Origin of the sequence: Brevibacterium siliguriense (assembly GCF_900105315.1) — a bacterium.
GTDB classification, from domain to species: Bacteria; Actinomycetota; Actinomycetes; order Actinomycetales; family Brevibacteriaceae; genus Brevibacterium; species Brevibacterium siliguriense.
Window position 1 is genome coordinate 3411880 of sequence record NZ_LT629766.1, and the last position, 26838, is coordinate 3438717.

General features: G+C 65.6%; 24 protein-coding genes. 7 read left to right on the top strand and 17 right to left on the bottom strand.

The annotated features are described in order from the left end of the window. Positions 1 to 24: 24 nt before the first annotated feature. From BLU88_RS15330 to BLU88_RS15340, 3 genes are all read right to left on the bottom strand, one after another. On the bottom strand, positions 25 to 1035 hold the full coding sequence (locus BLU88_RS15330; protein WP_092017554.1) for a polyprenyl synthetase family protein: 1011 nt from the start codon (positions 1033 to 1035) through the stop codon (positions 25 to 27). A gap of 65 nt (positions 1036 to 1100) precedes the next feature. Then, positions 1101 to 2426, bottom strand: a complete 1326-nt coding sequence (locus BLU88_RS15335) for a geranylgeranyl reductase family protein (protein ID WP_092015792.1) — start codon at positions 2424 to 2426, stop codon at positions 1101 to 1103. Positions 2427 to 2428: 2 nt separating this feature from the next. Then, positions 2429 to 3157, bottom strand: a complete 729-nt coding sequence (locus BLU88_RS15340; RefSeq protein ID WP_092015795.1) for a demethylmenaquinone methyltransferase — start codon at positions 3155 to 3157, stop codon at positions 2429 to 2431. Between the two features lie 82 nt (positions 3158 to 3239). Here BLU88_RS15340 and BLU88_RS15345 point away from each other — a divergent pair, with 82 nt between their 5' ends. Next, entirely contained in the window at positions 3240 to 4610 is a 1371-nt protein-coding gene (locus tag BLU88_RS15345; protein ID WP_092015798.1) for an isochorismate synthase, read from the top strand. Positions 4611 to 4654: 44 nt separating this feature from the next. Here the strand turns inward: BLU88_RS15345 and menD are convergent, their stop codons facing one another. Beyond that, positions 4655 to 6433, bottom strand: coding sequence for a 2-succinyl-5-enolpyruvyl-6-hydroxy-3-cyclohexene-1-carboxylic-acid synthase (gene menD, locus BLU88_RS15350; RefSeq protein WP_231939457.1), 1779 nt, complete (start codon positions 6431 to 6433; stop codon positions 4655 to 4657). Between the two features lie 59 nt (positions 6434 to 6492). On the opposite strand from menD, the gene BLU88_RS15355 reads away from it, so the two are divergent. After that, positions 6493 to 8019 (top strand): alpha/beta hydrolase, encoded by a 1527-nt coding sequence (locus BLU88_RS15355; RefSeq protein WP_092015802.1) that lies wholly within the window; start codon positions 6493 to 6495, stop codon positions 8017 to 8019. Positions 8020 to 8034: 15 nt separating this feature from the next. Next, positions 8035 to 8739 carry a hypothetical protein gene (locus BLU88_RS15360; RefSeq protein ID WP_092015804.1) on the top strand — a complete coding sequence of 235 codons (705 nt, stop codon included), beginning with the start codon at positions 8035 to 8037 and terminating at the stop codon, positions 8737 to 8739. 6 nt (positions 8740 to 8745) lie between these two features. Here the strand turns inward: BLU88_RS15360 and BLU88_RS15365 are convergent, their stop codons facing one another. Then, positions 8746 to 9912: an o-succinylbenzoate synthase gene (locus BLU88_RS15365; protein WP_092015807.1), complete on the bottom strand. Its 1167-nt coding sequence runs from the start codon at positions 9910 to 9912 to the stop codon at positions 8746 to 8748. Between the two features lie 113 nt (positions 9913 to 10025). Here BLU88_RS15365 and BLU88_RS15370 point away from each other — a divergent pair, with 113 nt between their 5' ends. Genes BLU88_RS15370 through BLU88_RS15380 form a run of 3 tightly spaced genes read left to right on the top strand, consistent with a single transcriptional unit; the run spans position 10026 to position 13166 of the window. Next, the gene (locus BLU88_RS15370) at positions 10026 to 10946 is read left to right on the top strand and encodes a 1,4-dihydroxy-2-naphthoyl-CoA synthase (protein ID WP_092015810.1); all 921 of its coding nucleotides are present in this window, start codon (positions 10026 to 10028) and stop codon (positions 10944 to 10946) included. Between the two features lie 13 nt (positions 10947 to 10959). After that, on the top strand, positions 10960 to 12195 hold the full coding sequence (locus tag BLU88_RS15375; RefSeq protein ID WP_092015813.1) for an AMP-binding protein: 1236 nt from the start codon (positions 10960 to 10962) through the stop codon (positions 12193 to 12195). Positions 12196 to 12233: 38 nt separating this feature from the next. Then, on the top strand, positions 12234 to 13166 hold the full coding sequence (locus tag BLU88_RS15380) for a 1,4-dihydroxy-2-naphthoate polyprenyltransferase (RefSeq protein ID WP_092015816.1): 933 nt from the start codon (positions 12234 to 12236) through the stop codon (positions 13164 to 13166). 64 nt (positions 13167 to 13230) lie between these two features. On the opposite strand, the gene BLU88_RS15385 is transcribed toward BLU88_RS15380, so the two are convergent. Continuing rightward, positions 13231 to 13521 carry a DUF4229 domain-containing protein gene (locus BLU88_RS15385; RefSeq protein ID WP_092015819.1) on the bottom strand — a complete coding sequence of 97 codons (291 nt, stop codon included), beginning with the start codon at positions 13519 to 13521 and terminating at the stop codon, positions 13231 to 13233. An 84-nt stretch (positions 13522 to 13605) separates the two neighbouring features. On the opposite strand from BLU88_RS15385, the gene BLU88_RS15390 reads away from it, so the two are divergent. Further along, a complete protein-coding gene (locus tag BLU88_RS15390; protein WP_092015822.1) occupies positions 13606 to 14037 on the top strand; it encodes a PLD nuclease N-terminal domain-containing protein in 432 nt (143 codons plus the stop codon). 294 nt (positions 14038 to 14331) lie between these two features. Here BLU88_RS15390 and ccsB read toward each other — a convergent pair whose 3' ends face one another. The 11 genes from ccsB to BLU88_RS15445 all read right to left on the bottom strand — a co-directional run bounded on the left by ccsB (position 14332) and on the right by BLU88_RS15445 (position 26828). Then, positions 14332 to 15336, bottom strand: a complete 1005-nt coding sequence (gene ccsB, locus BLU88_RS15395; protein WP_092015825.1) for a c-type cytochrome biogenesis protein CcsB — start codon at positions 15334 to 15336, stop codon at positions 14332 to 14334. 131 nt (positions 15337 to 15467) lie between these two features. Next, positions 15468 to 17135: a cytochrome c biogenesis protein ResB gene (gene resB, locus BLU88_RS15400; protein ID WP_231939458.1), complete on the bottom strand. Its 1668-nt coding sequence runs from the start codon at positions 17133 to 17135 to the stop codon at positions 15468 to 15470. Further along, a complete protein-coding gene (locus tag BLU88_RS15405) occupies positions 17135 to 17899 on the bottom strand; it encodes a cytochrome c biogenesis CcdA family protein (RefSeq protein ID WP_092015828.1) in 765 nt (254 codons plus the stop codon). Before BLU88_RS15405 ends, resB begins: the two co-directional genes overlap by 1 nt. Further along, positions 17896 to 18495: a TlpA family protein disulfide reductase gene (locus tag BLU88_RS15410; RefSeq protein WP_092015831.1), complete on the bottom strand. Its 600-nt coding sequence runs from the start codon at positions 18493 to 18495 to the stop codon at positions 17896 to 17898. The genes BLU88_RS15405 and BLU88_RS15410 overlap by 4 nt, the downstream gene beginning before the upstream one ends. Next, complete coding sequence (locus BLU88_RS15415; protein WP_092015834.1) at positions 18492 to 19133, bottom strand: histidine phosphatase family protein; 642 nt, start codon at positions 19131 to 19133, stop codon at positions 18492 to 18494. The genes BLU88_RS15410 and BLU88_RS15415 overlap by 4 nt, the downstream gene beginning before the upstream one ends. Beyond that, the gene (gene hemL, locus BLU88_RS15420) at positions 19130 to 20491 is read right to left on the bottom strand and encodes a glutamate-1-semialdehyde 2,1-aminomutase (protein ID WP_092015837.1); all 1362 of its coding nucleotides are present in this window, start codon (positions 20489 to 20491) and stop codon (positions 19130 to 19132) included. Before hemL ends, BLU88_RS15415 begins: the two co-directional genes overlap by 4 nt. 69 nt (positions 20492 to 20560) lie before the next feature. Beyond that, a complete protein-coding gene (locus BLU88_RS15425; RefSeq protein WP_092015840.1) occupies positions 20561 to 21028 on the bottom strand; it encodes a MarR family winged helix-turn-helix transcriptional regulator in 468 nt (155 codons plus the stop codon). Continuing rightward, entirely contained in the window at positions 21028 to 22056 is a 1029-nt protein-coding gene (gene hemB, locus BLU88_RS15430) for a porphobilinogen synthase (RefSeq protein ID WP_092015843.1), read from the bottom strand. Before hemB ends, BLU88_RS15425 begins: the two co-directional genes overlap by 1 nt. Position 22057: 1 nt before the next feature. Continuing rightward, entirely contained in the window at positions 22058 to 23662 is a 1605-nt protein-coding gene (locus BLU88_RS15435) for a bifunctional uroporphyrinogen-III C-methyltransferase/uroporphyrinogen-III synthase (protein WP_092015845.1), read from the bottom strand. Further along, a complete protein-coding gene (gene hemA, locus BLU88_RS15440; protein ID WP_092015848.1) occupies positions 23659 to 26136 on the bottom strand; it encodes a glutamyl-tRNA reductase in 2478 nt (825 codons plus the stop codon). The genes BLU88_RS15435 and hemA overlap by 4 nt, the downstream gene beginning before the upstream one ends. After that, positions 26133 to 26828: a redox-sensing transcriptional repressor Rex gene (locus tag BLU88_RS15445; RefSeq protein WP_092015851.1), complete on the bottom strand. Its 696-nt coding sequence runs from the start codon at positions 26826 to 26828 to the stop codon at positions 26133 to 26135. Before BLU88_RS15445 ends, hemA begins: the two co-directional genes overlap by 4 nt. Positions 26829 to 26838: the final 10 nt, after the last annotated feature.

Below are 26838 nucleotides of genomic sequence, written 5' to 3' on the forward strand. Positions count from 1 at the left end.
AGAGAGACGATGCGGGGCATGAGCTCAGGAAGTGCGGGCAACGACCGAATCGGCGAAGGCGAACAGCGACTCCTTGACCCTGCCTTCCGGCAGCGGGGCCAGAGCGGCCTTGGCCTCATCGGCCCAGCGGGACGCCTCTGCCCGGGCCTTCTCTGTCACCGGATGGGCGGCCAGCGCCGCACGGGCGGCTTCCAAGGCGTCATCGGAGGTCAGATCCGCGTCGAGGAGATCGACCACTTCAGCGGCGGTGGCATCACCGTCAGCGGCAGCGGCCCGCACATAGAGCACAGGCAGGGTGGGGACGCGTTCGCGCAGATCCGTGCCCGGGGTCTTGCCCGACTCCGAGGATGTGGTGGTGAGGTCGATGATGTCATCGGCGAGCTGGAAGGCCACGCCGACGCGTTCGCCGAAGACGCGAACGGGCTCGGCCAGAGCCGAATCGGCTCCGGAGAACATGACGCCGAAGCGTGCCGAGGTCGCAATGAGCGATCCGGTCTTATCGGCGAGCACCTGGATGTAATGCTCGATCTCATCAGCGCCTTCGGGTGGGCCCGCGAATTCGTTGAGCTGACCGAGGACAAGGCGTTCGAAAGTCTCGGCCTGGATGCGCACGGCGTCGGGGCCGAGCTTCGCGGTGACGCCGGAGGCCTTGGAGAACAGCAGATCGCCAGTGAGGATCGCCACCGAATTGCCCCACACCTCGTGAGCGGCCGGTGCTCCGCGGCGCACCGGAGCGTCGTCCATGACGTCGTCGTGGTACAGCGAGGCGAGGTGGATGAGTTCGACGGCGACGGCCGCGTCGATGATGTCGTCGTTGTTCGCATCACCGAGGCGGGCGGTGAGCAGCACGAGGTTCGGACGGGCGCGTTTTCCGCCGGCGGCCAGCAGGTGCTTCGAGGTCTCGTCCGGCAGTCTCCGGGTCTGTTCGGTAACCTCGTAGAGACGGGCCTCCACTGTTTCCAACTGAGTCGAGATGTCTGCTGCGAGCTGGGCGTCGTCACCGGTGAAGGTGGCCGGAGAGGCTGGGTGGCTCATGTCCTCGTCATTCGTCGTAGTCGGTGTCGGCATGCCGTTGTCGCAGCCCTTGCGCTCAGAGTTCTTCACTGTGGTCTCAGCGTCTTCCGTGTGCCATTGCTGGTGGCCGGGACGATTCGGGTCAGGGTCGAGATGATCCTGTCGATGAGATCGGCCTCGGAGACCTTCGGGTCGCGGTAGAGGTTCGCCAACAGTTTGACGACGAACTCCATCACAACGTCAACACCCATACCGTACTTGATTCCGAACTGCATAAGCGCAGGATGGCCGATGATCGAGGCGAAAACGCGTCCCAGGGTGAAGTAGCCGCCCAGAGAGTCGCCGAGCAGAGCCGGGTACTCTTCGAGTCGACGCCGCATCACAGCCTGCGGGTAGCGCGAATAGGTGGAGATCACCTCGGCGGCGATACGCGCGGATTCCAGCGCATAGTCGATGCCTTCGCCGTTGAACGGGTTGACCATTCCGCCGGAGTCGCCGACGAGCAGCAGACCGCGGTGGAAGTGCGGTGTGCGGTTGAAGGCCATCGGCAGGGCCGCGGATTTGATCGGTCCCAGAGAGGTGGTCTCGTCGATGCCCCACTCATGCCCCATGTCAGCGATCCACTGGTTCATCATTCTGCGCAGATCCACGGACTTGAACTGGGGTGAGGAATCGAGCAGCCCGGCACCGATGTTCACTGTGCCGTCGCCGAGGGGGAAGATCCACCCGTATCCGGGCAGCGTCTCGGATTCCCCGGCCTCATTCGTCGACCGCATCTCCACCCAGGATTCGATGTAGTCGTCGGCGTGACGCGGTGTCGTGTGATAGGCGCGAGCGGCGATTCCCATCGGACGGTCGTCACGCTTCTCCAGTCCCATGGACACGGCCAGGCGGGAGGAGACTCCGTCTGCGGCGATGACGATCGGTGCCCGGAAGTGGGCTCCGGGTCCCACTCGGCGACCCCGGTGATCGGTTCCGGAGGCGTGGACGCCGCGGATCCACCCGTCGTCGCCGATATCCGGGGACATAGCGCGAACCTGCTCGAAGAGCCGGGCCCCGCTGCGTTGCGCGTGACGGGCGAAGGCTTCGTCCATGCTCATGCGCGGGCGGGTAACCCCGTAGTTCGGGGTCCCATCGATCTCGGGCCAGTCGAGTTCGAGGCGGTGGCCACCGCCGATGAGGCGCAGCCCCTTGTTCCTGTGCCAGCCGTCGAATTCCGGCAGGTCCATTCCGAGAAAGCCGGCTTCCTTGACCGCACGCGGGGTCAGGGCATCGCCGCAGATCTTGTCGCGCGGGAAACCGGATTTCTCCAGGATGATGACCTCGTGCCCGGCCTGGGCGAGGTAGGCGCCGATCGCCGAGCCGGCCGGACCGGCACCGACGACGACGACTTCGGCATCGAACTCATTCATCGTCAAGGCTTGGCCGGCTCCGTGGTGTCGGTCGCCTCGGCGGGTTTGAGGGCATGGTGGACGGCGACGATTCCGCCGGTGAGGTTGCGGTACTTCACCTGGTCGAACCCGGCGTCGAGGATCTGGTGGGCGAAGGCGTCCTGGTTCGGCCAGGCACGGATCGACTCGGCGAGGTACACGTAGGCTTCGGGGTTCGATGACACCGCACGGGCCAGGGGCGGCAGAGCCCTCATCAGGTACTCCTTGTACACGAGGCTGAAGGCATCGAGCGTCGGAGTGGAGAATTCGCAGATGACGAGGCGTCCGCCCGGTTTGAGCACGCGCAGCATCTCCGCCAGTGCCAGGTCGACGTCGTGGACGTTGCGGATGCCGAAGGAGATCGTGACGACGTCGAAGCTCGAATCGGCGAAGGGCAGGTCCATCGCATCGGCGTAGATGAAGTCGATCTGCGGGTGCCGGCGGCGCCCCTCGGCGAGCATTCCGGTGGAGATGTCCCCCGCTACCACCTCGGCGCCGTGGTGTGTGAACGTCATCGAGGAGGTGCCTGTGCCGGCAGCCAGATCGAGCACGCGCTCACCGGGCCCGGCGGCCACGGAATGGGCGACGGTGCGCCTCCAGGCGCGAGCAAAACCTAAGGAAAGGACGTCGTTCGTGAGGTCGTAGCGGGAGGCGACATCATCGAACATCGACGCGACGTCGGCGGGCTGTTTGTCCAGCTTGGCACGATTCATGACCTTATTCTCTCAACACCTCAACCGGGAGGGCGAATCCGGATCCCAGACGCCTGCGATCCTCGTCTAGAATCGAGGCGACATGACTACCACTTTCGGCACTTCCGACATCCTCTCCGCCCCGCCGCGCCTGCATGTGCGGTCCCGTTTCGTCGACGACGTCGACCCCGGGCCCGGCTTCCCTTTCGAATCGGGTCTTCCCACGACCGTGGAGCAGACGCTCGAGCTGCTGCCGACCGACGGCTTCTCCTGTTGGGTCCGTGACACCTCCGGTCTCATCGGCTTCGGACGCACCCTGCGCATCCGCGCCCGCGGCCCGAAGCGGTTCACCGAACTCTCGGATGCGTGGAAAGCCATCACCGAGGTGGCCGAGGTCGAAGATGAGGTCGATCTGCTCGGTTCCGGACTCGTGTGCTTCGCCACGGTCGCGTATTCGGGCGAATCCGCGGTCGATTCGATCATCCACGTCCCCGAATTCGTACTCGGCCGCCGCGGCGGCCGCGTGTGGCTGACCTCGATCTCGACGTCCGAGGTGCCTCCGCTGCCGCCTATCCTCCAGGCCGAACCCCTGCAGCGCGTGCAGTCGGCGCGCGCCGAGGCCGGGGAACTCGACCCCGAAAGGTGGTCCCGGCTCGTCGAGCAGGTCGCTGACATGCTCACCCCGATCGACACTTCGGCGGAGGTGGATGCGTTCTCGGACGATCCGACTCTGCGCAAGATCGTCCTCGCCCGCGATGAGGTCGTCACCACCGACGATGACATCGACGTGCGTGCGGTGCTAGGCGCTCTCAACCGCAGCTACCCGAGCTGCTGGACCTTCGACATCGCCGGTCTCATCGGGTCGACTCCGGAGCTGCTCATCGGGGTCGAGGACAACAAGGTGACCTCACGCGTGCTGGCCGGAACCTACCGGGTGGAGAAGAACCCGATGGAGGAGATGCCGGCGGCGCGGAAGCTGCTGAGCGCGCACAAGGACAGCACCGAGCATGCGTTCGCCATCGCCTCCCTGCAGCGCAGTCTGGGTTCGGTCGCCGAGGATGTCACCGTCGATGAGCGACCCCACCTGCTGCCCTTGGCCAATGTCATCCATTCGGCTTCAGATGCACAGGCTGCACTGGCCTCCGATTCGGGCCTCAATGCCCTCGACGTCGCCGCTGCCGTCCACCCGACGGCCGCCGTCGGCGGATACCCGCAGGCGAGCGCAGTCGCTCATGTCGATGAGCTCGAACCCCTCGACCGCGGCCGCTACTCCGGTCCCGTCGGGTGGATGGACGGGCGCGGCAACGGCCAGTTCGGCATCGCTCTGCGCTGCGGCCAGCTCGAGGATCGCAACCGGATCCGGCTGTATGCCGGTGCCGGGATCATGCCCGATTCGGATCCCGCCACCGAGGTGGCCGAGACGAATGCGAAGCTCGCTCCGATGCGTCGTGCGCTCGGCCTCGACCGCGGCTGACCTTTCGGAGGCGGCCTGACCGGCGCTCCGGGCAGCGGACATTCCTACCTCTGCTGCGGTGCGGTCACCTCGATGATCCGGCGAGCAGCTGCGGTCCGACCTCCGTCGTTCAGGCCGAGGGGCGTTTCGAATTCCTCCGCATCGGTCACTTGAACGTGCTCCCACCCGTACGCTGCGGCGAACTCGTGGAATCCGCGACCGTGGGGGACGGTGAAATAGCGCTCCAGGAATCCTTCGAGGTGGGGCTGGGAATGCTCGAGCCCGGAGAAGATCGCTCCCCCGTCGTCGTTGAGCACCACGATCGTCACGTCACCGGCATCCTCGGCGCTCGGGGTCAGAAGCCCGCCGATGTCGTGGAGCATGGCGATATCTCCGATGAGCAGGACGACGGGCTCGCCCAACCCCAGTGACAGTCCTGTGGCCGTCGAGATCAGCCCGTCGATTCCGGCGAGTCCGCGTGAGGCGTGGACGCGGGCGCGCATGTCGGTGGCGTCGCTGAGGTAGCGCACCGAGTTCGAGCTGGCGACGAAGAGAATGATGTCCTGGGCGGCCAGGTGCTCGGTGATCGTCCGTGCCGTCGCCTGGAAATCCTCCGCCGAGGCGGCACCCGAGGTCTCTCCCGTGCTCGGTTCCGGGGATCGTTCCGCAGACCGCCCTGTTCGTGCGGCTGCGACCAGCGACGTCCCGGCGTCGATCCAGGCGCGCACCCAGGTCTGCTCCGAGGCGGCGGCGCCCTGCGTCTCGCCCGCAGCCGTCTCGTCGTCCGCGACAGTTCTCTCGTCGCGGACGGTCAGGTCGAATGCATCGACGGCGTCGGGAATGCGCTGCACGGTCACGGCTTCGTCGACGAGCAGTGCTGCGACAGGCCTGGTCAGGGTTGGTTTTCCGTGGACGATGACGGTGCGAATCGCCTCTCGCAGTTCGGGGTGATCGCTGAGCACTCGGGCATGGGCGGGCACAACCGTCGACAGGTCGACTGCTCCGGAGGCAGATGAGTTCGACGAATCAACAGAGGTGCGGGCCAGCGGACTCGAGGGCTCGGCAAGCACCGGAAGCTGATAATCAGCGGCGAACGTACGCAGAGAATCGGCCGGATACCCGCCTGCGTCTCCGGCGACGATGACCGTCCCCTCGGTGACAGTGACTTCGACAGATGTCTGCCGACGGTTCCCCGCGCCGGACTCGGCACGACGATGCTCGGCCCCATTCTCAGCCAACTCGCCGATCTCGCTCTTCCACGCGCCCAACTCGTCCGGCGTAGGAACCAGGGGGACGTCGAACTGCACATTGAACTGGACGGGGCCTGCCACCTCAGCGTCGGTTCCACCAGCTTGGCCCGATGCGGAGGCCACGGCATCTGACACCGATCGGTCGACCGCCTCGGCGGTGGCACCTGCGGGGATATCGAAGCGGGCACGGACGTCGGAGAGCACCTGCGACTGGTCGTCGATGGTCTGGTTGGCTCCGGTTCCACGCAGCCTGGCGGGACGATCCGCGGTGAGTGCCAGCAGCGGCAGGTGCCCGTATGAGGCCTCGAGGACGGCAGGATGGAGATTGGCCACGGCCGATCCGGACGTCGTCACGACCGCCACCACGGACTCACTGCCGCGCGCACGCAGACCGCGGGCCAGACCGAGGGCGAGGAAGGCGGCATCACGCTCATCGACGCGCACATGGGTGCGGATGAGCCCCGCCTCGGCGAGGGGAGCCAGGGCATAGACCAACGGCGCGGACCGTGAGCCTGGGGCGAAGACGACATCACTGACCCCGGCATGGACCAGGCTTCGGGCAATCTGCTGCGCCACCGCGCTCGAATTCGACATCACCTGATATTCAACCACCTGACCACCTGTGGTTCACCTCTGCCCTCTAACCTCGAGAAATGCGCCGCTCGTTGATCATCGCGATGGGAGCACGTGCCATCCGCACTCTGACCGCGGCCCGCTCCCACCGCGGACGCTATCCCGCCCGCGACCAGACCACCTCCTTCCTCGGCCCCGAGCCCCGCGGGAAGGACGCCCGGACCTGGCATATCCGGGACAAACGGAAACTCTCGCCGAGGCTGCGCGAATTCTTCCTCTTCTCCCCCGCGCTCGGCCGCACCGTCGGCGTGCGCGTGCTGCTGCCGGGGATTCCCTCTGAGGTCAGCCCCGTCATCCACCTCTTCCACGGAGGCGGCGACGATTTCCGGTCGTGGACGGATTTCGGATCCGCCGAGGAGCTCACCCTCGACTCCCCATACCTCGTCGTCATGCCCGACGGCGGAGCGGGAACCTATTCGCGCCTGGCAGTCGGCAGCGAGGTCCACGACTGGCCGCGCTTCCACACCGAGGAGATCCCCGCCTTCCTCAAAGCGAACTTCTCCGTCGACTGGGCGCCCGGCAGCCAGCTGCTGGCGGGACTGTCGATGGGCGGGTACGGGGCGATGAAGTACGCGGCCTGGCATCCTGATCGATACGGATCGGCCGCCGCGTTCTCCTCTCCCCTGGATCCGCTGTCGACGGTTCCTGCCTTCGACATCATCGCGATGCGCGAAGGCGCACGCTCGCTGAGCCTGTTCGGTGATCCCGGACTCGACCGCAGCGAATGGCTGGCGAATTCGCCCTACGCACTGGCCGAGAATCTCCGTGGCCTCGACCTGTGGTTCAGCGCTGGGTCCGGCAGCCTCGAAGGGGCGAAGGACCGAGACCTGCTGGAGACCATGATCAGTTCTCAGGGCGAGCGCTTCTCCGCCCGGCTCAACTCCCTGGGCATTCGCCATTCCTGGTTTCCGCGCACCAGCGGTCTGCACAACTGGACGAGCTGGGAAAGGGAACTCGGAGCATGGCTGAAGACACTCGCCAAACGGCGCGAATATGCGAGTTCTGATCGCGGGCGGATCGACCGGGTGGCCGATGGCGGAGAGTTCACCTTCCTCACCGGTCATGCCCTCTTCGATATCCACGGGTGGCGAGTGGAGATCTCCCGTCGTCGCGCACAGCTCGTGCGCTTCGACGCCGTCAGCGCCTCCGGATTCTCTCTGAGCGGGACCGGCAGCTTCCGCGTGCGCACTCCAGGCCTCTTCGACCCCGGACGCCGCTATGACATCAATGTGTCCGGTCCCAGCGGGGACAACGCCTACCAGCAGAAGGCTGACAAGAAAGGACGGCTGACGTTCACCGGTCGGTTGGCTGCGGCCATGCACGATCCGATCATCCCCGGAAAGCGCACTGCGCAATTCGCTAGGCTGGGACAGGACGAGGTGACCACGGTGAGGATCTCCTCGGCACCGGTCGATGCGACGGTCGACGGACGACGGCCCACAGGCGATGTGTCAGATCCGTCACAGACAGAATCCGCAGATGATCCGGCTGGCGTTTATATTGAGAGCGGTCGCGAATCGTCGGCCGCTGATTCTGCAGAACGCTGACTCGAGAGGTCAACAATGAAACGCATACTCCCAGCCATCGCTCTTTTCGCCGGACTCTCCCTTGTCGGCTGCACGAGTGGAGGAGACAAGCCGAACCAGGCTGACGGCGGCGGCGAATCACCGGGGGCCGAGGCTCAGCCGGAGGCCAAGAAGATCGATGAAGCTCAGCTCAAGAAGGTCCTCGAATCGACGAAGGTCGACGGCCAGTCGTTCAAGGCCGTCGACGGTGTCGGGGATGCCAATGGTGAGATGGCCAAGGCGCTGGAGAGCTCGGAATTCGAGCCTGCCAAGTGCAAGGACATCACTCTCGATCTGATCAATTCGAATATCGCCTCGGGCGGCACCACTGTGGCCGGAGCCTCAAGCGACAACGTCCTGTCTGCGGGCCTGTCCAGCTTCGACAGCGTCGACGACGCCCAGTCACAGCTCGACGGCACTGCGAAGATCGCCGAAGAGTGCAGTGACGTGAAAATGAAGACCGCGGGCATGGAGATGTCGCTGAAATACTCGACCTTCGACGCCGAGGTGGCCGGAGCCGATGAGACCAGCGGAGTCGTCGCGTCTGTCGAAGCCGGAGGACAGACTGCCACGGAGATTCGCATCGTCACCGCCCGGGCCGAGAACAACCTCGTCTCCGTCACCAATCTCGCCGATGTCGAAGAAGCAACAGTGACACAGGCCGCCAGCACATTCGTCGAGGAAGTGAAGAAGGCCGGCTGATTCGGTTCAGCCGCGAACTTTTAGGTCACGCACGGCGCTCCAGCAGTTCTGCAACCGCTCAGCCCACCACTCGAATCGTCCCGGATCCACCGCCAACTGCTCCAGGCGGTCAGGGTCCGGGACGATTCGCGTGACCGGGATGGCGCCGTCGACCGGAGTCAGGGCCTCGTCCTCCGCGACAACATCGGCGGTGAAGAGGCGACCGGTGCCCAGACCGCAGGCCACCCGATCACCGAGGATGTCCAGGCTGCGATCGGTGCGCGGCAGTCTGGCAGCGAGTTCGGCTCCGGCGGCCAGACCGACGGATGACTCGAGAGCCGAGGACACCACAGCAGGCAGGCCCGAAGCGCCGATGACGTCGAGGGCGGCACCGATTCCGCCCAGCGGTTGAACCTTGACGATGATGACTTCTGCGGCACCGAGTTCGGCCACGCGCAGCGGGTCCTCGGCTTTGCGGATGGATTCGTCGGCGGCGATGACGATCGGCAGTCCTCGCCGGGCGAGTTCTTCGCGCAGGTCTGCGAGCTGCTCGACCTCGGGCACCGGCTGTTCGAAGTATTGGAGGCCGAAATCGGCGAAGGCTTCGCAGGCCTCGATGGCTTCGCTCGGTGTATATCCGGCGTTCGCGTCCAGGCGCAGAGTCGTGTCCGGGAAGAGCTTGCGGAACTCCCGCAGTCGCGCCAGATCTTCGTCGAGGGAGGCGAAACCGTGCTCGGCGACCTTCGCCTTCACGGTGCCGACCCGGCCATATCGAGACAGAATCGATTCGACCTGATCCGGTGGACAGGCGGGCAGTGTGCCGTTGACGGCGACGGTCTCACCGTTCGCCTCCGCAGCCGGAGCGGAACCGCGCACGGAGTCGGTGGAGGAAGCCGCCTCGGCGAGGGCGGTTGGCCGCGGGATCAGCCCGGAGAATTCGAGGGAGGCGCGCAGCCACCGGCTGGCTTCCTCGGTGCCGTACTCCACGAACGGAGAGAACTCCGCCCACCCGGCGGTACCGGAGAACAGCACCACTTCCCGCTCCGTGATCCCCCTGAACCGGGTGACCATCGGCAGCCGCACGACATGCAGGTCCTCGATGACCTCGTCGAAGCGTTCGGGCAGATCGAGCGGTGCGGCAGCCGAAGCCTCTGAGTCCAGTGCGCCAGTGTGCGAACGTGCAAAATCGACCATGAGCCCAGACTAGCCTCCGCCGACCCTGCCGCTCCTGTCTGTCGTTCGGAACCTAACCGTCCGCCGCCCGGCCCCGAGCCTCACCTCAACGACCAAGCGCTAGGCTGGGGGCCATGACGGTTTCAGAAATCTTCGACCCCACTGCTTGGCGTGAAGTCTCCGGCTTCGACTTCACCGATATCACCTACCACCGGGCAATCGACCCTGCCACCGGCAATGACATCGGCTGTGTGCGCATCGCCTTCGACCGCCCAGAGGTCCGCAATGCCTTCCGTCCGCACACGGTCGATGAGCTCTACCGCGCCCTCGATCATGCCCGCCAGACCTCCGACGTGGGCGCGGTCCTGCTCACCGGCAACGGGCCGAGCGAGAAGGACGGCGGCTGGGCGTTCTGCTCCGGCGGCGACCAGCGCATCCGCGGCCGCTCCGGCTACCAGTACGCCTCCGGTGAGACCAGAGAGAGCGTCGACCCGGCACGCGCCGGACGACTTCACATCCTCGAGGTCCAGCGCCTCATCCGCACCATGCCGAAGGTCGTCATCGCCGTCGTCCCCGGCTGGGCTGCCGGCGGCGGACACAGCCTCCACGTCGTCTGCGATATGACGATCGCCTCCCGCGAGCACGCAAAGTTCAAGCAGACCGATGCCGATGTCGGCTCCTACGACGCCGGCTATGGTTCCGCCTATCTGGCGAAGATGGTCGGTCAGAAGAAGGCTCGTGAGATCTTCTTCCTCGGCCGCACCTACTCCGCTCAGGAGATGTCCGATATGGGTGCCGTCAACGAAGTCGTCGACCATGCCGACCTCGAGACCGCCGCCCTGCAGATGGCGCGTGAGATCCTCGGCAAGTCCCCGAACGCGCAGCGCATGCTCAAGTTCGCCTTCAACCTCGTCGACGACGGACTCGTCGGCCAGCAGGTCTTCGCCGGAGAGGCCACCCGACTGGGCTATATGACCGACGAAGCCGTCGAAGGCCGCGATGCCTTCCTCGAAAAACGCGCCCCCGACTGGTCGCCGTTCCCCTGGTACTACTGAATCGACCCGGCGCATGACTGCACGCGAACTTCTCCCTGCCGAGCTGCCCGAGGCCGTCGATCGGGCACTGAACGGGACGTCGATCCTCATCCTCCCGTCGGATCGGGACGGCGCCGTCACCGAGGTGGCCCCCAGCGTGTGGGCCGGTCACGGCACAGCCCCAGCCCTCATCCTCTTCACTTCCGGGTCGACAGGTAAGGCGAAGGCCGTGGCCCTGTCCGCTCATGCGCTGACCGCCTCGGCGCGGGCGACCGAACGGTTCCTCTCCGGACCCGGCGACTGGCACCTGTGCCTGCCGGTCAACCACATCGCCGGCTTCCAGGTCGAGCTGCGCGCCCGCTTGGCGGGCCGCGCCCCGGTCAGGGCCGCCTCGGCGAAGTTCACCGCACAGTCCTTCGCCACCGATGTCAACGCCTTGATCGAGCGGGCGGGCGACCGCCCGACGTTTACCTCGATCGTGCCCACCCAACTCCACCGGATCCTCGAGGACTCCCCCGCCACCGAGGCGGCCGGACGGATCTCGCACATCCTCCTCGGCGGAGCGGCCATCTCACCCTCCCTGCTCGACCGCGCCGACGCCGCGGGGCTTAAGATCGTGCGGACCTACGGGATGAGCGAGACGGCGGGTGGCTGCGTCTATGACGGGGTGCCCTTCGACCAGGTCGAGGTGACCATCACCGAGGCGGGCACGATCGACCTGTCCGGACCCGTCGTGGCCGACGGCTACGTTGAGATCGCCCCTGACGGGACGATCGCACCGGTCGACTCCCCCGCTCTCACCGTCGACGAGGCGGGGCGACGGATCATGCACACCAGCGACCTGGGCCGGATCGACTCCGGTGTGCTCAGTGTGCTCGGTCGCGTCGATGACATCATCGTCTCCGGAGGCACGAACGTCTCCCCGCACGCTCTGGAGGCCGGGCTGCTGCCGAGCTGGCAGAAAGCGGGAATCGCCGAGATGCTCGTGACGTGGGTGCCCGACGAGGAATGGGGCAAGCTCATCGTCGCGCTCGTACGCCTCGCCGATAATGGTGGAGTCATAGCGGAGAATCCACGAGAATCGGCACAGAGGCTCAATGCCCTCGACCACGGGATGACGGGGCAGCTGCTGCCGCAGCTCGTCTTCCCGGTCGCCGAGATTCCGAACCGGTCGATCGGCAAACCAGATCGCAGGGCTGCGGCCCGGATCGCGGCCGATCTCATAGCGCATGAGGCAAATACCCATACTGGTGAACAACCGATAATATAAGACGGCTCCACAATTCGACAGGAAGGTGAGCGAGACCTATGGCTGATGCCGCCCAGTGGATTTCTGGAGCTCGACTGCGAACTCTGCCCCTGGCTCTCGCACCCGTCCTCATCGGAACCGGAGCCGCTATCGGTTCCCTCGGCGGATTCACCGCCTTCATCCTCGACGACATCTCCGGCAAGGGCGACCACGTCAGCTTCGGGCAGATCCTGCTGCGCGGATTCCTCGCCCTCCTCGTCTCGCTGTGCCTGCAGATCGGTTCGAACTACGCCAATGACTATTCCGACGGCATCCGCGGCACCGACGACGAACGCGTCGGACCCGTCCGTCTGACGGCGACCAGGCTGGCCGAACCTCACGAAGTCAAACGGGCGGCCTTCATCTTCTTCGGCCTGGCCGGTGTCTCGGGCATCGTGCTCATCCTCATCTCGCAGGCATGGTGGTTCCTCGTCGTCGGAGCCGCCGCCGTCGCCGCCGCCTGGTTCTACACCGGCGGCAAACGACCGTATGGCTATATGGGCCTCGGCGAGGTCTTCGTCTTCGTGTTCTTCGGCCTCGTAGCGACCTTGGGCACGATGTGGATGCAGGTCGGTCACCTCAGCCTCAGTGGTTGGGCCGGAGCCGTGTCGATCGGATCACTGGCCTCGGCGGTGCTCATGGTCAACAACCTGCGCGACATTCCCACCGACATCGAGGCTGGCAAGATCACCCTGGCCGTGAGGATGGGCGACAATGCCGCACGCATCGCCTATGCGGTACTCGTGCTGCTGCCGTTCTCGCTGCTTGCTCTGGCGATCCTCGACGGTCATCCCGCCGTGGCGCTGGCGATCCTCGCCCTCGTCCCCGCGCTCAATCCGCTCAAGACGGTGCTCAGCGGAACGACGGGTCCGGGACTGATTCCGCCGATCAAGTCCACGGGACTGACCGGATTGGCCTTCTCCGCACTGATGGGCCTCGGCCTGGCGCTCTGAGGCGCGGGACTCTGGGGCCGAGGCCGTCTGAAACCGAGGCTTGCTGAAGCGATTCAGCCTCAGTTCATCTGGACTGGTCGCCGTCTTCTCCGAGACGTTCTTCGACGATCTCATCCTCTGCCGCTTCATCGGCACCGACCTTCTTGGGCCTAGACGCCCGCTTGGCGACCTTCGCTTCGATCTCGGTTGCCACTTGGGCACGCATCTTGCCCAGGAACAGGTAGCTCAGCAGCGCCCCGATGGCGATGGCGGCGATCGCCATCACCAGGTTGAGGCCGAGGAAAGGGAACAGAACGAGGCCGACGGCGATGATGAGGCCGAAGCGAGCGAGAGTGTAGAGCCAGAAGGTGCGCATTGAACACATTTTAGCCTCTGATCGTGACAGTCTTGTCACCGCCCGCTGGAGGCCGCGCTCAGGTTGGTGGACTATCCTTGACGCATGGCTCGACTACTCATTGCCGCGATCGTCCTGGCGGCTGCGGTGACACTGTACGGACTCTTCGATTGCCTGTTGCGCGATCGCGGTCTGATTCGAGTCCTGCCCAAACCTGCGTGGGCACTCATCATCCTCTTCATCCCCGTCGTCGGGTTCATCCTCTGGTACCTGTTCGGACGCGGTACCGAAGACAAGCCCACGCGCGGCACACGCCCTCGCGGGCAGGTCGCTCCCGATGACGACCCGGACTATCTGCGTCAGGTCGATCGCGAACTCAAACTCGGCAAGCACGCTCCTCCTGCCACGGACCACAATGAGAAGAACTCCCCGCGCGAAGACTCCGGCAAGTCGGACGACGAGAGCGACCCCGCCGATTCCTCCGCCGACACTGATGACCGGGGAACCAAAGGCGACGGCCGCGGCCGCTCCAACTGAACTCCTTCCCTGCCCCAGAGTTCCTGTCAGTCGGCGCGTGCAACCCGGTCAAGGGCCCCGACAATCGCTTTGGTACAGCTTCTTCTGGACTGCTCAGTTTCTACGGTGGCCAATTGAGAGCGGAGTATGCCAATCCTCAGGACGATGCCGAAAGCAGGTGCCGGAGTCTGAGTTGCAGATCGCAGCAAGCCCTCTCGACCCCTGCGCGTGCGTGCCGCGGCCGGCCCGCTCGAGAGCGTCATTCGAGGTCGGCCTGCATCCGCGCTTCATTTGAGGCCGTCCCGCTCCCGCAACTCAATCGAGGCCGGAGTACGAGTGCAGTCCGTTGAAGTACATGTTGACGACGGTGAAGTTGAAGATCACCGAGGCGATGCCGATGAGGTTGAGCACGGCGACCTTCGTCGGGCCCCAACCTCGAGTCGCACGAGCATGCAGATACGCGGCATAGATGACCCAGACGACGAACGTCCAGATCTCCTTCGAGTCCCAGCCCCAATAGCGGCTCCAGGCAACCTCGGCCCAGATGGCGCCGGCGATGAGGGTGAATGTCCACGTGATGAAGCCGACGGCCGCGATCCGGTAGGAAATCCGCTCGAGGTCCGTGCTCGAGGGCAGACGGTGCAGGAACCGCAGCCACTTCGGGTTCTTGGTCTCGTGCACGCTCTTGAGGATCTGGAAGACCGCGAGGATCGCAGAGATGTAGAGCAGAGAGGTCGAGAGGATCGCGATCGGCACGTGGATGGCGATCCAGTACGAGTCCAGAGCCGGGATGAGCTTCGCGGCAGGCGTGTAGAAGACGGTGATCGCCAGGCCCAGGCATAGGAGCACGCCGCCGGAGACGAACGTTCCCAGGTACCGCACGTCCTTCTTCGTCAGCACCACGAGGTAGACGATGACGGTGATCGCGGTGGCGGTGAGGACGTACTCCATCATGTTGCCCCACGGCACACGGGCCACGGACAGGGCACGGGTAAGCACGCCCCCGACGTGGAGGAGCATAGCGAGCACGAGCAGCGAGGTGCCGATGCGGGCTCCGCGATGCCGGTTCTTCCGCGACGACTTCACCGTCACGGAATCGTCGTCGTCCGGCCGGTCGAGGACGGCCGTCGACGCCGTCTTCCGGTTCGTCCGGCGCACCGTGCTGGCCTTGGCGGAGGTGGCGACCTCGGTCTCCGAGGTCTTGAGCTCACGCGCGCCGAAGAGGTCGAAGGCGTAGAAGATCATGGCGACGGCGTAGACGATCATCGCCGAGATGATCAACTGGTTCGACCACATTGCGAGGTCTGTGTTGATGTCCATTCATCCTCCGCACCGTTGAAGTGCTCTTCTATCGCATGCTGTTGTCTGTCTGCGCGCCCCGTCCGACTCCGCGCGGAGACCGAAGGCGACGCGCACTCCTCGGTTATTCTACTCCGCGTAGTACTTCGAGTTCATCTTTCGTTCTCTTTGCCGTACTCACCCTCATCGGGGTCCGAGTCGCGCAAGTCTTTGACCAGCTCGGCAACGGCGCGTTCGACCATCGGATCTTCACCACGGGCCAGGGCGGCCACTTCCGCGTCGCCGTTCTTGATCCGCACCCAGACGCGACGGCGAGGAATGAACAGAGACAGGCCGAGCCCTGCGAGAACAAGGATCGCGCTGATGAGCATGAGCGCCTGAGTCGGGTCCTGTGAGATGTCGACGGCGATGTACTTCTTGACTCCGTCGAAGGTCACCGAACCTCCGTTGGGCAGCTTCTGCGTTTCCCCCTCGGCGAGCTGGATGACGAGCGGATCGCCCGACTCATCGGTCATCTCCGTCATGTTCTCGGCGTCGAGGAAGTACACGGACTGCGGGACTCCGGAATCGAGGCCGAGGTCACCGGTGTACCCGCTCATCACGAGGTAGGGGTTGCGCAGCTCGGCGAAGCTCGAGACCAGATCACCGTCCTGATTCTGTGCAGCGGTGGGCAGAAACACCCCGACGAAGCCCATCTGCGTGCCGGCCGAATCCGGAACCTTGATGACGCCTTCGGAGGTGTATCCGGGGTCCCCGCCGTCCGGGATGAACACCTGCGGACCGGACTGGACGATATCGCCCTTCGCATCACGCACGGTCACCTCGGGGGCGTAGCCGTTGCCGGTGAGATAGACGCCGACGCCGCCCACGCGCACCGGCTCGTTGACCTTGAGGACGTGCGATTCGGTCTTCCCGTCCGCAGTCGTCGTCACCTTCGCATCGAAGGTGCGCGGCTGACCGAACTGGTTACCCGTCGCCTGATCGTCGAAGGTGGAGGTGAAGGAATCGAGTTTGAGCCGGAACTCCGGCAGATTGTCCGCATCGTAGTAGGAGCCGGGTTCGAAGGAATCGTAGGCGACCAGCGAATTCGAGAACGTCTCACCCTCGACGAGGATGCGCTGTCCTTCGTAGCCGAACAGCGATCCGATCGCCATCGTCAGGGTCGCCATGAGCAGGGCGATGTGGAAGACAAGGTTGCCGGTCTCGCGAAGGTATCCGCGTTCTGCGGCGATGTGATCGGACTGCCGGTTGATCCGGTACCCGGACTTCTTCACCCGAGCTTCGGCGGCGTCGAGGAACGCCTCGTCAGCATCCTCACGGGTCTCCGCGTCTCCCTGCGCCGAGGCGAAGGTTGAATATCCGGGCATCCGGGACAGCCGCCTCGGCGCTTTGGGCGGGGTCGAGCGCATCGCCTTCCAGTGCTGCTTCGTCCGCGGGATGATGCAGCCGATGAGCGAGATCATCAGCAGCAGGTAGATCGCGGAGAACCAAACGGAGGAGTACACGTCGAACATCTGGATGGTGTCGAGGAACTGCCCCCAGGCGCCGTTGTTCTCCAGGAAGGTGTTGACACGGCCCGGGTCCTGGATCCGCTGCGGCAGCAGAGATCCGGGGATCGCGGCGAGGGCGAGGATGAGCAGGAGGATCAGGGCCACACGCATCGTCGTCAGCTGCGTCCAGGCCCACCGGCACATGCCGAGGAACCCGAGCTGCGGCTGCTTCACGGTCGACTTCGCGGCAGGCTTGTCGCCCTTCTTCGCGGTCGACTTCGCACCCGATTTCGGCTGCGTCTTCTCCGAGCCTTCGGTTGAGCCCGCCACTAGATCACCACTTCGAATCCATTGATGAGACCTTGCAGAGAGGTCATCCACATATTCCATACGCCGCTGGCCATGAGCACACCGAGGATGATGAGCATGATGCCCCCGGCGCGCACGATCGGTGTCTGATGCTTCCGCACCCATTCGAGTCGTCCGGCGCCCTTGTGGATCGCCAGCGCGAGCAGGATGAACGGGATGCCCAAACCCAAGCAGTAGACGAAGGCCAGCAGTGCTCCGCGCCAGATCATGCCGTCGCCGCCGAAGCTCACCGACATGCTCAGCACGGCCGACAGAGTAGGTCCCACACAGGGCGCCCAGCCGAGGGCGAACGTCGCTCCGAGTACCGGGGCGCCCCAGAGTCCGGCCTTCGGTCTGGCGCGGATGCGGTGCTCGTTCTGGAGCAGGCCGAATCCGCCCATGAACACGAAACCGGCGACGATGACGATGACGCCGAGGACGCGCAGAATGATCGACTGCCATTGGGAGAACAGCGCACCGAGCGCTGAGAAGCTGGTTCCCAGCAGCACGAAGACGACGGTGAAGCCGAGGACGAACAGGCTGATGCCCACGACCACTCGCCATGTCTGCTTGTCCTTCAGTGAGGATCCGGAGAGTCCGGTGACGTACCCGACGTAGCCTGGCACCAGCGGCAGAACGCAGGGTGAGGCGAATGAGACGAGTCCGGCCAGGGCCGCCGCGCCGGCAGCCAGCAGCAGCGGTCCCGAGAGGACGGTCTGGGCGAAGTCCGCCCCGAGGCCACTCACTCGGACTGCACGTCCTCGATGAGTCCCTTGAGCGTCGACGCGTCGACTTCTCCGACGACTCTGGCCGCGGCCCGGCCCTTCGCGTCGAGGACCACCGTCGAGGGGGTGGCCTGCGGGGGTAGTACGCCGGAGAGCAGGGAGACCATCTCACCGTTCGAATCGAGCATGTTCGGGTACGGCACCTGGTAGTTCTGGATGAACGCGTTGGCCGCGGCCTCTTGGTCGCGGACGTTGACACCGATGAACTGGACCTTGTCCCCGAATTCCTCGGACACGGACTTCAGGTCCGGGGCTTCCTTCCGGCACGGCGGGCAGGCCGCGTACCAGAGGTTGACGACGACCGGAGTGGGACGCAGATCTGCCAGCGACATCGATTTCCCGTCGAGGGTCTCAAAGCTCAGGTCGAGTGGTTCGCCGCGGTCCTCGGCAGGCACCCGTGAGACGACTCCCGAACCGGAGACATAGCCCTGGTCGGAACCGGCCTGATCGGCCAGCTCATCGTTCTCGCTGCAGGCGCTGAGCACCACGGCGGTGCCGGCTGCGATTGCGGAGGTGAAGAGAGCGCGACGATTGAGCGGCTGGCGTCCGAAATTCATGCTCCTGCCACCGCGGTGCCCGGCTGCAGATCCGCACAGATGCTCTCGTAACTCACGGACACCAGTATGGAGGAATCGAATGTGAAACTCGTGATAGAAGCCAGGTCACATTCACGCCTGCGCGGGTCGTGGACGAGCGAGCGACCCTCCCCCGACAGGCGGATCATCCAGATCGGCAGCTGGTGGGAGACGATGACTCCCTCGGCGTCCGGACCGTGGAGGTCGAGCTTGGCGCGCAGACTGGCCATCGCGGCCCGCATGCGCAGCACGATCTGCTTGTACGGCTCTCCCCAGGACGGGATGAGCGGGTTGTACAGACGCACGAAGTTCTTCGGTTCGGCCAGGCGCCGCGCGTTGAGCTTCTGCCCCTCGAAGGAGTTCGCCGCTTCGATGACGCGGTCGTCGTCGAACACGGGCAGTCCGAGCGCCTCGGACAGAGGTGCGATCGTCTGCTGGGTCCGCAGCAGCGGAGAGGCGACGAGTTCGACCGGCCGGTTCTGGGCCGACGCGAAGTGCTCGGCCACGCGGGCGGCCATCTCGTGTCCGCGCTCGGTGAGACCGAAATGCGGCAGACGGCCGTAGAGGATGCCGTCGGGGTTGTCGACTTCGCCGTGTCGGACGAGGTGGATGGTGGTCATGACTGCGCCTTCCCGGTCTCCGGAACCGCAGCCGCGGCCTTGGCCGCCGCAGGCAGGGCGCTGATGATCCGGTCGAGGATCTCATCGGTGTGGGCGTAGGAGAGGAACCAGGCTTCGAACGCGCTCGGAGGCATGTGGATGCCCTGGTCGAGCATGGCGTTGAAGAACGCGGTGTAGCGGTCGACGTTCTGGGCCCGAGCCTGGTCGTAGTTCGTCACGTCGGTGTCGGTGAAGAACACGGAGAACATCGAGTTCGCGGACTGGATGACGTGGGCGACGCCTTCGGCCTCCAGGCTCGCAGCGACGGCCGGGCGCAGAATGTCCGCGGCTCGACCGATGTGCGAGTACACATCGAGTTCGGTGGTCAGCTTCAGCGTGGCCAGTCCCGCAGCCGTGGCCACCGGATTTCCGGAGAGCGTTCCGGCCTGGTAGACGGGCCCTGAGGGTGCGAGGTGGCCCATGATGTCGGCGCGACCTCCGAAGGCCGCTGCCGGGAAGCCGCCGCCCATGACCTTGCCGAAGGTGAACAGGTCGGCGGGACCTTCAGGGTAGCCGAGGCTCTCAGCCTCATAGCCGTACCAGCCGGCGGCGGAGACGCGGAATCCGGTCATCACCTCGTCGCTGATCATCAGCGCACCGTGGGCCTTGGTCAGGCGGCGGATCGTGTTCGTGAAGCCGTCGCGGGGAGGCACGACGCCCATATTGCCGGGACTGGCCTCGGTGATGACGCAGGCGATGTCCGCTCCGTGTTCGGCGAACACGGCTTCGAGTCCGGCGGCATCGTTGTAGTCGACGACGATCGTGTCCTGTGCCTGGGCTCCGGTGACTCCGGGGGTGTCTGGCAAGGAGAAGGTGGCCAGTCCGGAGCCGGCCTGTGCCAGCAGCGAGTCGACGTGACCGTGGTAGCAGCCGGCGAACTTCACGACCTTGGACCGGCCCGTGTAGCCGCGGGCCAGGCGGATCGCCGACATCGTCGCCTCGGTGCCCGAGGATACGAGGCGGACCTGATCGACGGGATCGACGCGGTTGACGATCTTCTCGGCGAGTTCGACCTCACCGGTCGACGGGGTGCCGAAGGAGAATCCCTTGACAGCGGCTTCCTGGACGGCGGCGACAACCTCGGGACGGGAGTGGCCCATGATCATCGGACCCCACGACCCGATGAGGTCGATGTAGTCGTTGCCGTCGGCGTCGCGCAGCCACGCACCAGTCGCCTCGGTGATGAAACGAGGGGTGCCGCCCACGGCCTTGAACGCGCGGACCGGGGAGTTCACTCCGCCGGGGATGACCGCCTCGGCGCGGGTGAAGAGGGCGGCGGACCGATCAGTGGTGTGACCGTTCGTCTCTGCTGTCGTCATGGTTCTCCTCTGATTCTTCGCGGGTCGGGTTTCGTCCCCGGATCGTTCTCAGTTACGCATGGGGGCGGCTCAGGAGCCGTTGTTGTCTGTCATATGGTCGAAGACTTTGGTGAAGATCCGACCCAGGGTCTCCATCTCCTCGGGGTCGAGGAGATCGACGAGGTGGCTGCGGACTCCGGCGACATGATCGGGGGCGGCATCCCGCAGCAGCTGCCATCCGGCCTCGGTCATCACACAGTTGACGCCGCGGCCGTCCTCGGGGATCGCGGAGCGCTCGAGCAGTCCGCGCTTCTCCATCCGTGCGACGCTGTGGGTCAGTCGTGACCGGGACATGGTCGTGTCTGTGGCCAGCAGCGCCATCCGCATCGTCCGGTCCTCGTGCTCGGACAGACGCACGAGGATCTCGTATTCGGGCAGGCCGATTCCGTGATTCTCACGCAGCTCCTTGTCCAACTGCGTGCTGAGCAGCTGAGAGCCGTTGAGGTAGCTGCGCCAGGCCTTCTGGTCGACGGCCGACAGCCAGCGAGGTTCGGTCATCACCGGCCTCCGACTGCATTGCGGTTCGGCAGATGACCTGCGGCCTCGGCTTGGAGACGCTGGGCGACCTCGGTGGCCCAGTAAGTGAGGATCGCATCGGAACCGGCACGTTTGAAGGCGATGAGGGATTCGTCGATTGACTTCTCCCGGTCGATGGCGCCGGCGGCGGCCGCGAATTCGATCATCGCGTACTCACCGGACACCTGGTACGTCCACACGGGCACGATGGATTCCTGAGCCACCTCGGCGAGCACATCGAGGTACGGCAGCCCGGGCTTGACCATGACCACGTCGGCGCCTTCGGCGAGGTCGAGACCGAGTTCGCGCAGCGCCTCGCGTCCGTTCGCCGGATCCTGCTGGTAGGTCTTGCGGTCGCCCTTGAGTTCGGAGTCGACGGCTTCGCGGAAGGGACCGTAGAACGCGGAGGCGTACTTCGCGGTGTAGCCCATGACGACGGTGTCGGTGAATCCGGCAGCGTCGAGCGCCTCACGACAGTAGGCGACCTGGCCGTCCATCATGCCCGACAGTCCCAGCACCTCGGCCCCGGCGCGAGCTTGGGCCAGTGCCATCGAGGCGTAGCGATCGAGGGTGGCGTCGTTGTCGACTCCCCCGGCCTGGTCGAGGACTCCGCAGTGGCCGTGGGAGGTGAATTCGTCGAGGCACAGGTCCGCCATGATCACCGTGTCATCGCCGAGCTCGCGAGCCAGCAGCGAAAGCGCCCGGTTGAGGATGCCCTCGGGGTCGTCGGCCTGGGAGCCGATCTCATCCTTGTGCTCGGGGATGCCGAAGAGCATGAGTCCGCCGACTCCGGCCGCGACCGCCTCCCGAGCGGCCTCGAGCAGGGAGTCGAGCGTGTGCTGGACGACTCCCGGCATTCCGCCCAGCGGCAGCGGTTCGCTCAAGCCCTCCTTGACGAACATCGGCAGGATGAGGTCCGAGGGGTGGAGTCGCACTTCGGACACGAGGCGACGCAGGGCCGGGGTCGACCGCAGCCTGCGGGGACGGACGGATCCGGGAACCAATGACATGTCAGGCCTTCCTTCTGCGCCGCTTCTGACTCGGACGCTGCGGGGATATCCCGGCTTCCACGTCTTCGGCGCGTTGGGTGAGTGCGAATTCGACGAGACCGTCGATGAGCGAGGTGAGGTTGGCTTCCTCCGCGAGGACGTCGACGCGCAGCCCGTGTTCGACCGCGGTGTTCGCCGTCGCCGGACCGATGCAGCAGATCACCGAGGTGGGAGCGGGTTTGCCGGCGATGCCGACGAGGTTGCGCACCGTCGATGAGGAGGTGAAGAGGAAGGCGTCGAAGTCGCCGGCCTTGATCGATTCTCGGATCGGTGCCGGCGGCGGCGAAGCACGCACGGTGCGGTAGGCGGTGACGTCGTCGGGGTCCCACCCCTTCTCCAGCAGCCCGGCCACGAGCACCTCGGTGGCGATGTCGGCGCGCGGCAGCAGCACCGTGTTCATCGGGTCGATGTCATCGACGAAGTCCGGCCATGCTGCGGCCAGTCCACGTGCGGAGTGCTCCCCGTCGGGGACGAGGTCGGGGGTGATTCCCCAGTCGACCAGTGCCGCGGCGGTACGACCGCCGACGGCTGCGACCTTGACTCCGGCCATCGAGCGGGAGTCGAGTCCGAAGTCCTCGAACCACATGCGCACGGCGCGCACGGCGTTGACCGAGGTGAAGCCGACCCATTCGTAGGATCCGTCGACGAGGCCGCGGATCGCCTTCTCCATCTGCGTCGGTGTGCGCGGAGGCTGGACGGCTATGGTCGGGACGACAGTGCCGACGGCGCCGAGTTCGGCCAGGGCCTCTGCTGTGGAGGTTCCCTGTTCCTTCGTCCGCGGGATGAGCACCTGCCAGCCGAAGAGCGGTTTGGATTCGAACCAGCTGAGTTCTCCTCTGGATTCCACTCCCTGCCCCATGATCACCACCATACGATCAGTTCCTGACTGCGCCATGGACAGCGCCTGTTTCAAGGTCGTCTCCACGCTCGTCTGCTCGATGGTGGAGATTCCCCACCCGAGGAGGACCTTCGTATCTTCGTCCCAGCCGTCGCCCAGAAGAGCCTCGATGGCCTGTTCGTGGGCAGAGGCGCTGCCGGTGAGCACATGCGTAGTGTTGCGGTGGCGGGAGACGTCGACATGGGTCTGCGGTCCGGCTTCGATGAAGCGCACGGACCGGACGCGGTTGGTTGTCAGAGCGGTTCCCGTGTAGGCCGCCGTCGAGGCGGAGAGTCCGACTCCGGGCACGATCTCGACCTCGACCTGTTCCTTGCGGCAGACTCCGGCTTCCGCAGTCGTAGTGGTGAAGATGATTCCGTCGTCCGAGCTCAGCCGCACCACGGTCTTGTCCGGGCGAGCGAGTTCGGCCATGCGTCGGCCGCGGGTGGAAGCGGCGACTCCGAGGTCGGCGGCATCGATGAGGGTCGCGGCCTGCGGAACATAGGCGGTGACGATCTCGGAATGGACACCGGCGTCGTAGACGACGGTCTCGGCGGTGGCGAGGATCTCGGCGCCGCGCATCGTCATCAGACCCGATTCGCCGGGTCCGCTGCCGATGAAGACGACACGTGGTGCTGCCGGCAGGAGTCGGCGCGGCTGCACCTGGCCCGTTGTCGGTTGGCTGTTCATCCCTGCTCCTGAACCTTGACTGGGGTGAGGTGATCGGCGCTGGCGGCCGGGTCGATGCCGAGGCGTCCCAAGAGGTCCTCGGCTGCGGCGGTGCCGAGTTCATCGGCGACTCGCGCCAGTTCCTTCGCGGTCACCGACAGCTGCTGATCGCTGCCGGTGCTCCAGTCCGCGTCGAGCAGGGCAGGCAGTTCAGCACTCTGACGGGTGCGAGCGAGTTTGCCGTCATCATCGGCCATCACGGCGTCGACGATGAACTCGGTGCCTTCGATCTTCGCCAGCGCGCCGATGGGTGCCGAGCAGCCGGCTTCGGCGCGGGAGAGGATCGCACGTTCGCAGGTTACGGCGAGGTCAGTGGTCTGATCGTGGATCTGACGCAGAGCGGCCCGCACCTCGGCGTCGCCGTCGAGGATGTCCGCAGTGGTCGCATAACCGCTGTCGGCGCTGCGGGTCTCAACGGCCAGGGCGCCCTGGCCCGGGGCCGGGAGCATTACGTCGAAGTTGAGCGAATCGGTGGCTTCGGCGAGGCGCCCGATGCGACGCACGCCGGCAGCGGCGAGGACGACGGCGTCGAGTCGGCCGTCGCGGACGTGGGCGATGCGGGTGTCGACGTTTCCGCGCACACCGCGAACTTCGATATCGGGACGTGCGGCACGCAGCTGCACGGCACGGCGCGGCGAACCAGTGCCGATGACCGACCCGGCGGGCAGGTCGTTCAGGCTCAGCCCGTCACGGCCGATGAGGACATCTGCCGGATCGACGCGCGGCGGGATGGCTGCCATCTGGATCCCCGCCTCGGGGGTGGTGGGCAGGTCCTTGAGCGAGTGCACGGCCAGGTCGATCTTGCCCTGGTGGAGGGCCTGGCGGACGGCGGAGACGAAGACTCCGGTGCCGCCGAAGCCGGCCAGGGGCGACATGTTGACGTCGCCTTCGGTGACGACCTCGACGATCTCGACGCGCCAGCCGGTCAGTGCCGCGATCTGGTGAGCGATCGCCGTGGACTGGGACCGGGCCAGCTGGGACCGGCGGGTGCCCAGACGCACGGTGCGGCCGGTGAAGTGTTCGGGTTCGACGATGTCGAGGGTGTGATCGGCGACCGGGCGGACTCCGTCGGCCTCGACATGGTGTGCGCTGGCGGCCGTGGCGACCTTCGTCTCCGGTGTGGTCTTGGCATGGGCGGCCTTATTCACGGGCAGGTCGAAGAGCTGCATGAGCGCCTGAGCATAGTCGACTTCGGATTCGGTCACTGCGAGTTCCTTGACCTTCACGGTCGGGGTGTGGATGAGCTTCTCTGCCACCCGGTGCAGAGATTTGCGGATCTCTGCGAACGCCTTCTCGTCGACGGAGTCGCCGAGCTTCTTCTCCAGACGCTGGGTCTCCGAGGCGAGCACGTCTTTGGCGTGGGAGCGCAGGGCGGTCACGGTCGGGGCGACGGACCGTTCCTTGTTTCCGGTGGCGATGTTCTCAAGTTCTGCGGAGATGATGGTGCGGACTTCGTCGATGGTGCCGACGACCTTCGCATCGCTTTCCCGGTCGGAGCCACGCAGCAGTTCGCGGATCTCCCCCAGGCCGAAGAGGGCGACGTTCTCGAACTCGCGGACGCTGGGGTCGATGTCGTGCGGAAGGGCGAGATCGATGAAGGCCTTGTTCGCGGCGCCCTTGGGGTTCTGCGCGAGACCGGCGACGATGTCGTCGCGGCTGACGACGACTCCGCGGGCACCGGTGCAGGAGACGATGAGGTCGGCGTCGGCGATCTCTTCGGCCATGATGCGCGGGGTGAGTTCGCGGGCGCGTCCGCCCACCTCGGCGACGAGGCGCTCAGCCTTGTCGAGGGTGCGGTTGAGCACGGTGATGTGGGCGACGCCCTCCTTGTGCAGTCCGGACACGACGAGGCCCGACATGGCTCCGGCGCCGATGACCAATGCATTAGCGGCGCGCAAGGATCCGATATGAGCGGCCGAAGCTTCGAGACCGGCGCCGAAGAGGGATCGAGCGACGTCTCCGAGGTCGGTCTCCGAATGGGCGCGCTTGCCCACACGCAGCGCCTGCTGCATTGCCTGGGAGAGCTCGGACGTCAGTGCCTTGTCCGACTGCGAATCCGTGAAGGCAGAGCGGAGCTGGCCCAAGATCTGGGCCTCGCCGATGGCCATCGAGTCGAGGCCGCAGGCGACCCTGAGCAGATGTTCCATGGCCTGATTGTCGTAATGGGCGTAGAAGTGCCCGGCGATGTCCGACCACTCTTTGTCGATCGAGGATACGAGCGCGTTGCCGAGGTCTGCCAGTCCGCCGTGGAAGGCGTTGACGTCGGCGATGAGTTCGAGGCGATTGCATGTCGAGAGTACCGCGAGTCCCTCGATGTTGTCTCCGGCCAGGGCGTCCCGTCGCAGAGTGCCGACTTCACCGGCCCCGAAGGCCATCCGATCGAGCATGTCGATCGGAGCCGACTGATGTGAAATGCCGAGAACCAAGAGAGTCAATTCCTGTGCTCCTCAAAACCAGGGTTGAGCGGTGCCGTGTCCAGCGCCGAATAGTATGCGAGTACTTGCAGCTCACTGGCCAAGTCGACTTGATGGACACGAACGGTATCCGGTGTGTCGAGCACGGTGGGTGAGAAATTGAGAATGCCGCGCACACCTGCTTCGACGGCTTTCTGGGCCGCCGCAGGTGCCGCGGCTGCGGGGACGGCCATGACCACGAGGTCGATGTGTTCGGACCAGGCGGGCAGTTCGTCCAGAGAAGAGACGGTCAGAGCACCGATGGCAGTGCCGATCTTCTCCTCGTCGATGTCGAAGACGGCGTTCAGGCGCAGACCGCGGCGCCGGAATCCGGCGTAGTCGGCCAGCGCCGAACCGAGGCGTCCGGCGCCGATGATGGCGACGCGGCGATCTCGGTCGAGGCCGAGGAACGTCCGCAGGGTCGCGGCCAGCTCCGGACAGGAGTAGCCGACGCCGCGAGTTCCCGAACGCCCCAGCTGGGACAGGTCCTTACGCAGAATCGACGGGGACACACCACTGCGTGCGGCGAGGTCCTCCGACGAAATTGTGTCCTGGCCCGTGGCGGCAATGGTCTCGACGGTCTGCAGATAGATCGGGAGCCGGGATATCACGCGCTCGGGTACGTCCTTGCGAACGACACCCTCAATCCTGTTGGCGGACAGAATCTCGCCCACGAATCCGCCT

Excerpts from the sequence above, each read along its gene's own strand:
- BLU88_RS15330 (WP_092017554.1), bottom strand. The coding sequence starts at position 1,035 with ATGAGCCACCCAGCCTCTCCGGCCACCTTCACCGGTGACGACGCCCAG.
- BLU88_RS15335 (WP_092015792.1), bottom strand. The coding sequence starts at position 2,426 with ATGAATGAGTTCGATGCCGAAGTCGTCGTCGTCGGTGCCGGTCCGGCC.
- BLU88_RS15340 (WP_092015795.1), bottom strand. The coding sequence starts at position 3,157 with ATGAATCGTGCCAAGCTGGACAAACAGCCCGCCGACGTCGCGTCGATG.
- BLU88_RS15345 (WP_092015798.1), top strand. The coding sequence starts at position 3,240 with ATGACTACCACTTTCGGCACTTCCGACATCCTCTCCGCCCCGCCGCGC.
- menD (WP_231939457.1), bottom strand. The coding sequence starts at position 6,433 with ATGTCGAATTCGAGCGCGGTGGCGCAGCAGATTGCCCGAAGCCTGGTC.
- BLU88_RS15355 (WP_092015802.1), top strand. The coding sequence starts at position 6,493 with ATGCGCCGCTCGTTGATCATCGCGATGGGAGCACGTGCCATCCGCACT.
- BLU88_RS15360 (WP_092015804.1), top strand. The coding sequence starts at position 8,035 with ATGAAACGCATACTCCCAGCCATCGCTCTTTTCGCCGGACTCTCCCTT.
- BLU88_RS15365 (WP_092015807.1), bottom strand. The coding sequence starts at position 9,912 with ATGGTCGATTTTGCACGTTCGCACACTGGCGCACTGGACTCAGAGGCT.
- BLU88_RS15370 (WP_092015810.1), top strand. The coding sequence starts at position 10,026 with ATGACGGTTTCAGAAATCTTCGACCCCACTGCTTGGCGTGAAGTCTCC.
- BLU88_RS15375 (WP_092015813.1), top strand. The coding sequence starts at position 10,960 with ATGACTGCACGCGAACTTCTCCCTGCCGAGCTGCCCGAGGCCGTCGAT.
- BLU88_RS15380 (WP_092015816.1), top strand. The coding sequence starts at position 12,234 with ATGGCTGATGCCGCCCAGTGGATTTCTGGAGCTCGACTGCGAACTCTG.
- BLU88_RS15385 (WP_092015819.1), bottom strand. The coding sequence starts at position 13,521 with ATGCGCACCTTCTGGCTCTACACTCTCGCTCGCTTCGGCCTCATCATC.
- BLU88_RS15390 (WP_092015822.1), top strand. The coding sequence starts at position 13,606 with ATGGCTCGACTACTCATTGCCGCGATCGTCCTGGCGGCTGCGGTGACA.
- ccsB (WP_092015825.1), bottom strand. The coding sequence starts at position 15,336 with ATGGACATCAACACAGACCTCGCAATGTGGTCGAACCAGTTGATCATC.
- BLU88_RS15410 (WP_092015831.1), bottom strand. The coding sequence starts at position 18,495 with ATGAATTTCGGACGCCAGCCGCTCAATCGTCGCGCTCTCTTCACCTCC.
- BLU88_RS15415 (WP_092015834.1), bottom strand. The coding sequence starts at position 19,133 with ATGACCACCATCCACCTCGTCCGACACGGCGAAGTCGACAACCCCGAC.
- hemL (WP_092015837.1), bottom strand. The coding sequence starts at position 20,491 with ATGACGACAGCAGAGACGAACGGTCACACCACTGATCGGTCCGCCGCC.
- BLU88_RS15425 (WP_092015840.1), bottom strand. The coding sequence starts at position 21,028 with ATGACCGAACCTCGCTGGCTGTCGGCCGTCGACCAGAAGGCCTGGCGC.
- hemB (WP_092015843.1), bottom strand. The coding sequence starts at position 22,056 with ATGTCATTGGTTCCCGGATCCGTCCGTCCCCGCAGGCTGCGGTCGACC.
- BLU88_RS15435 (WP_092015845.1), bottom strand. The coding sequence starts at position 23,662 with ATGAACAGCCAACCGACAACGGGCCAGGTGCAGCCGCGCCGACTCCTG.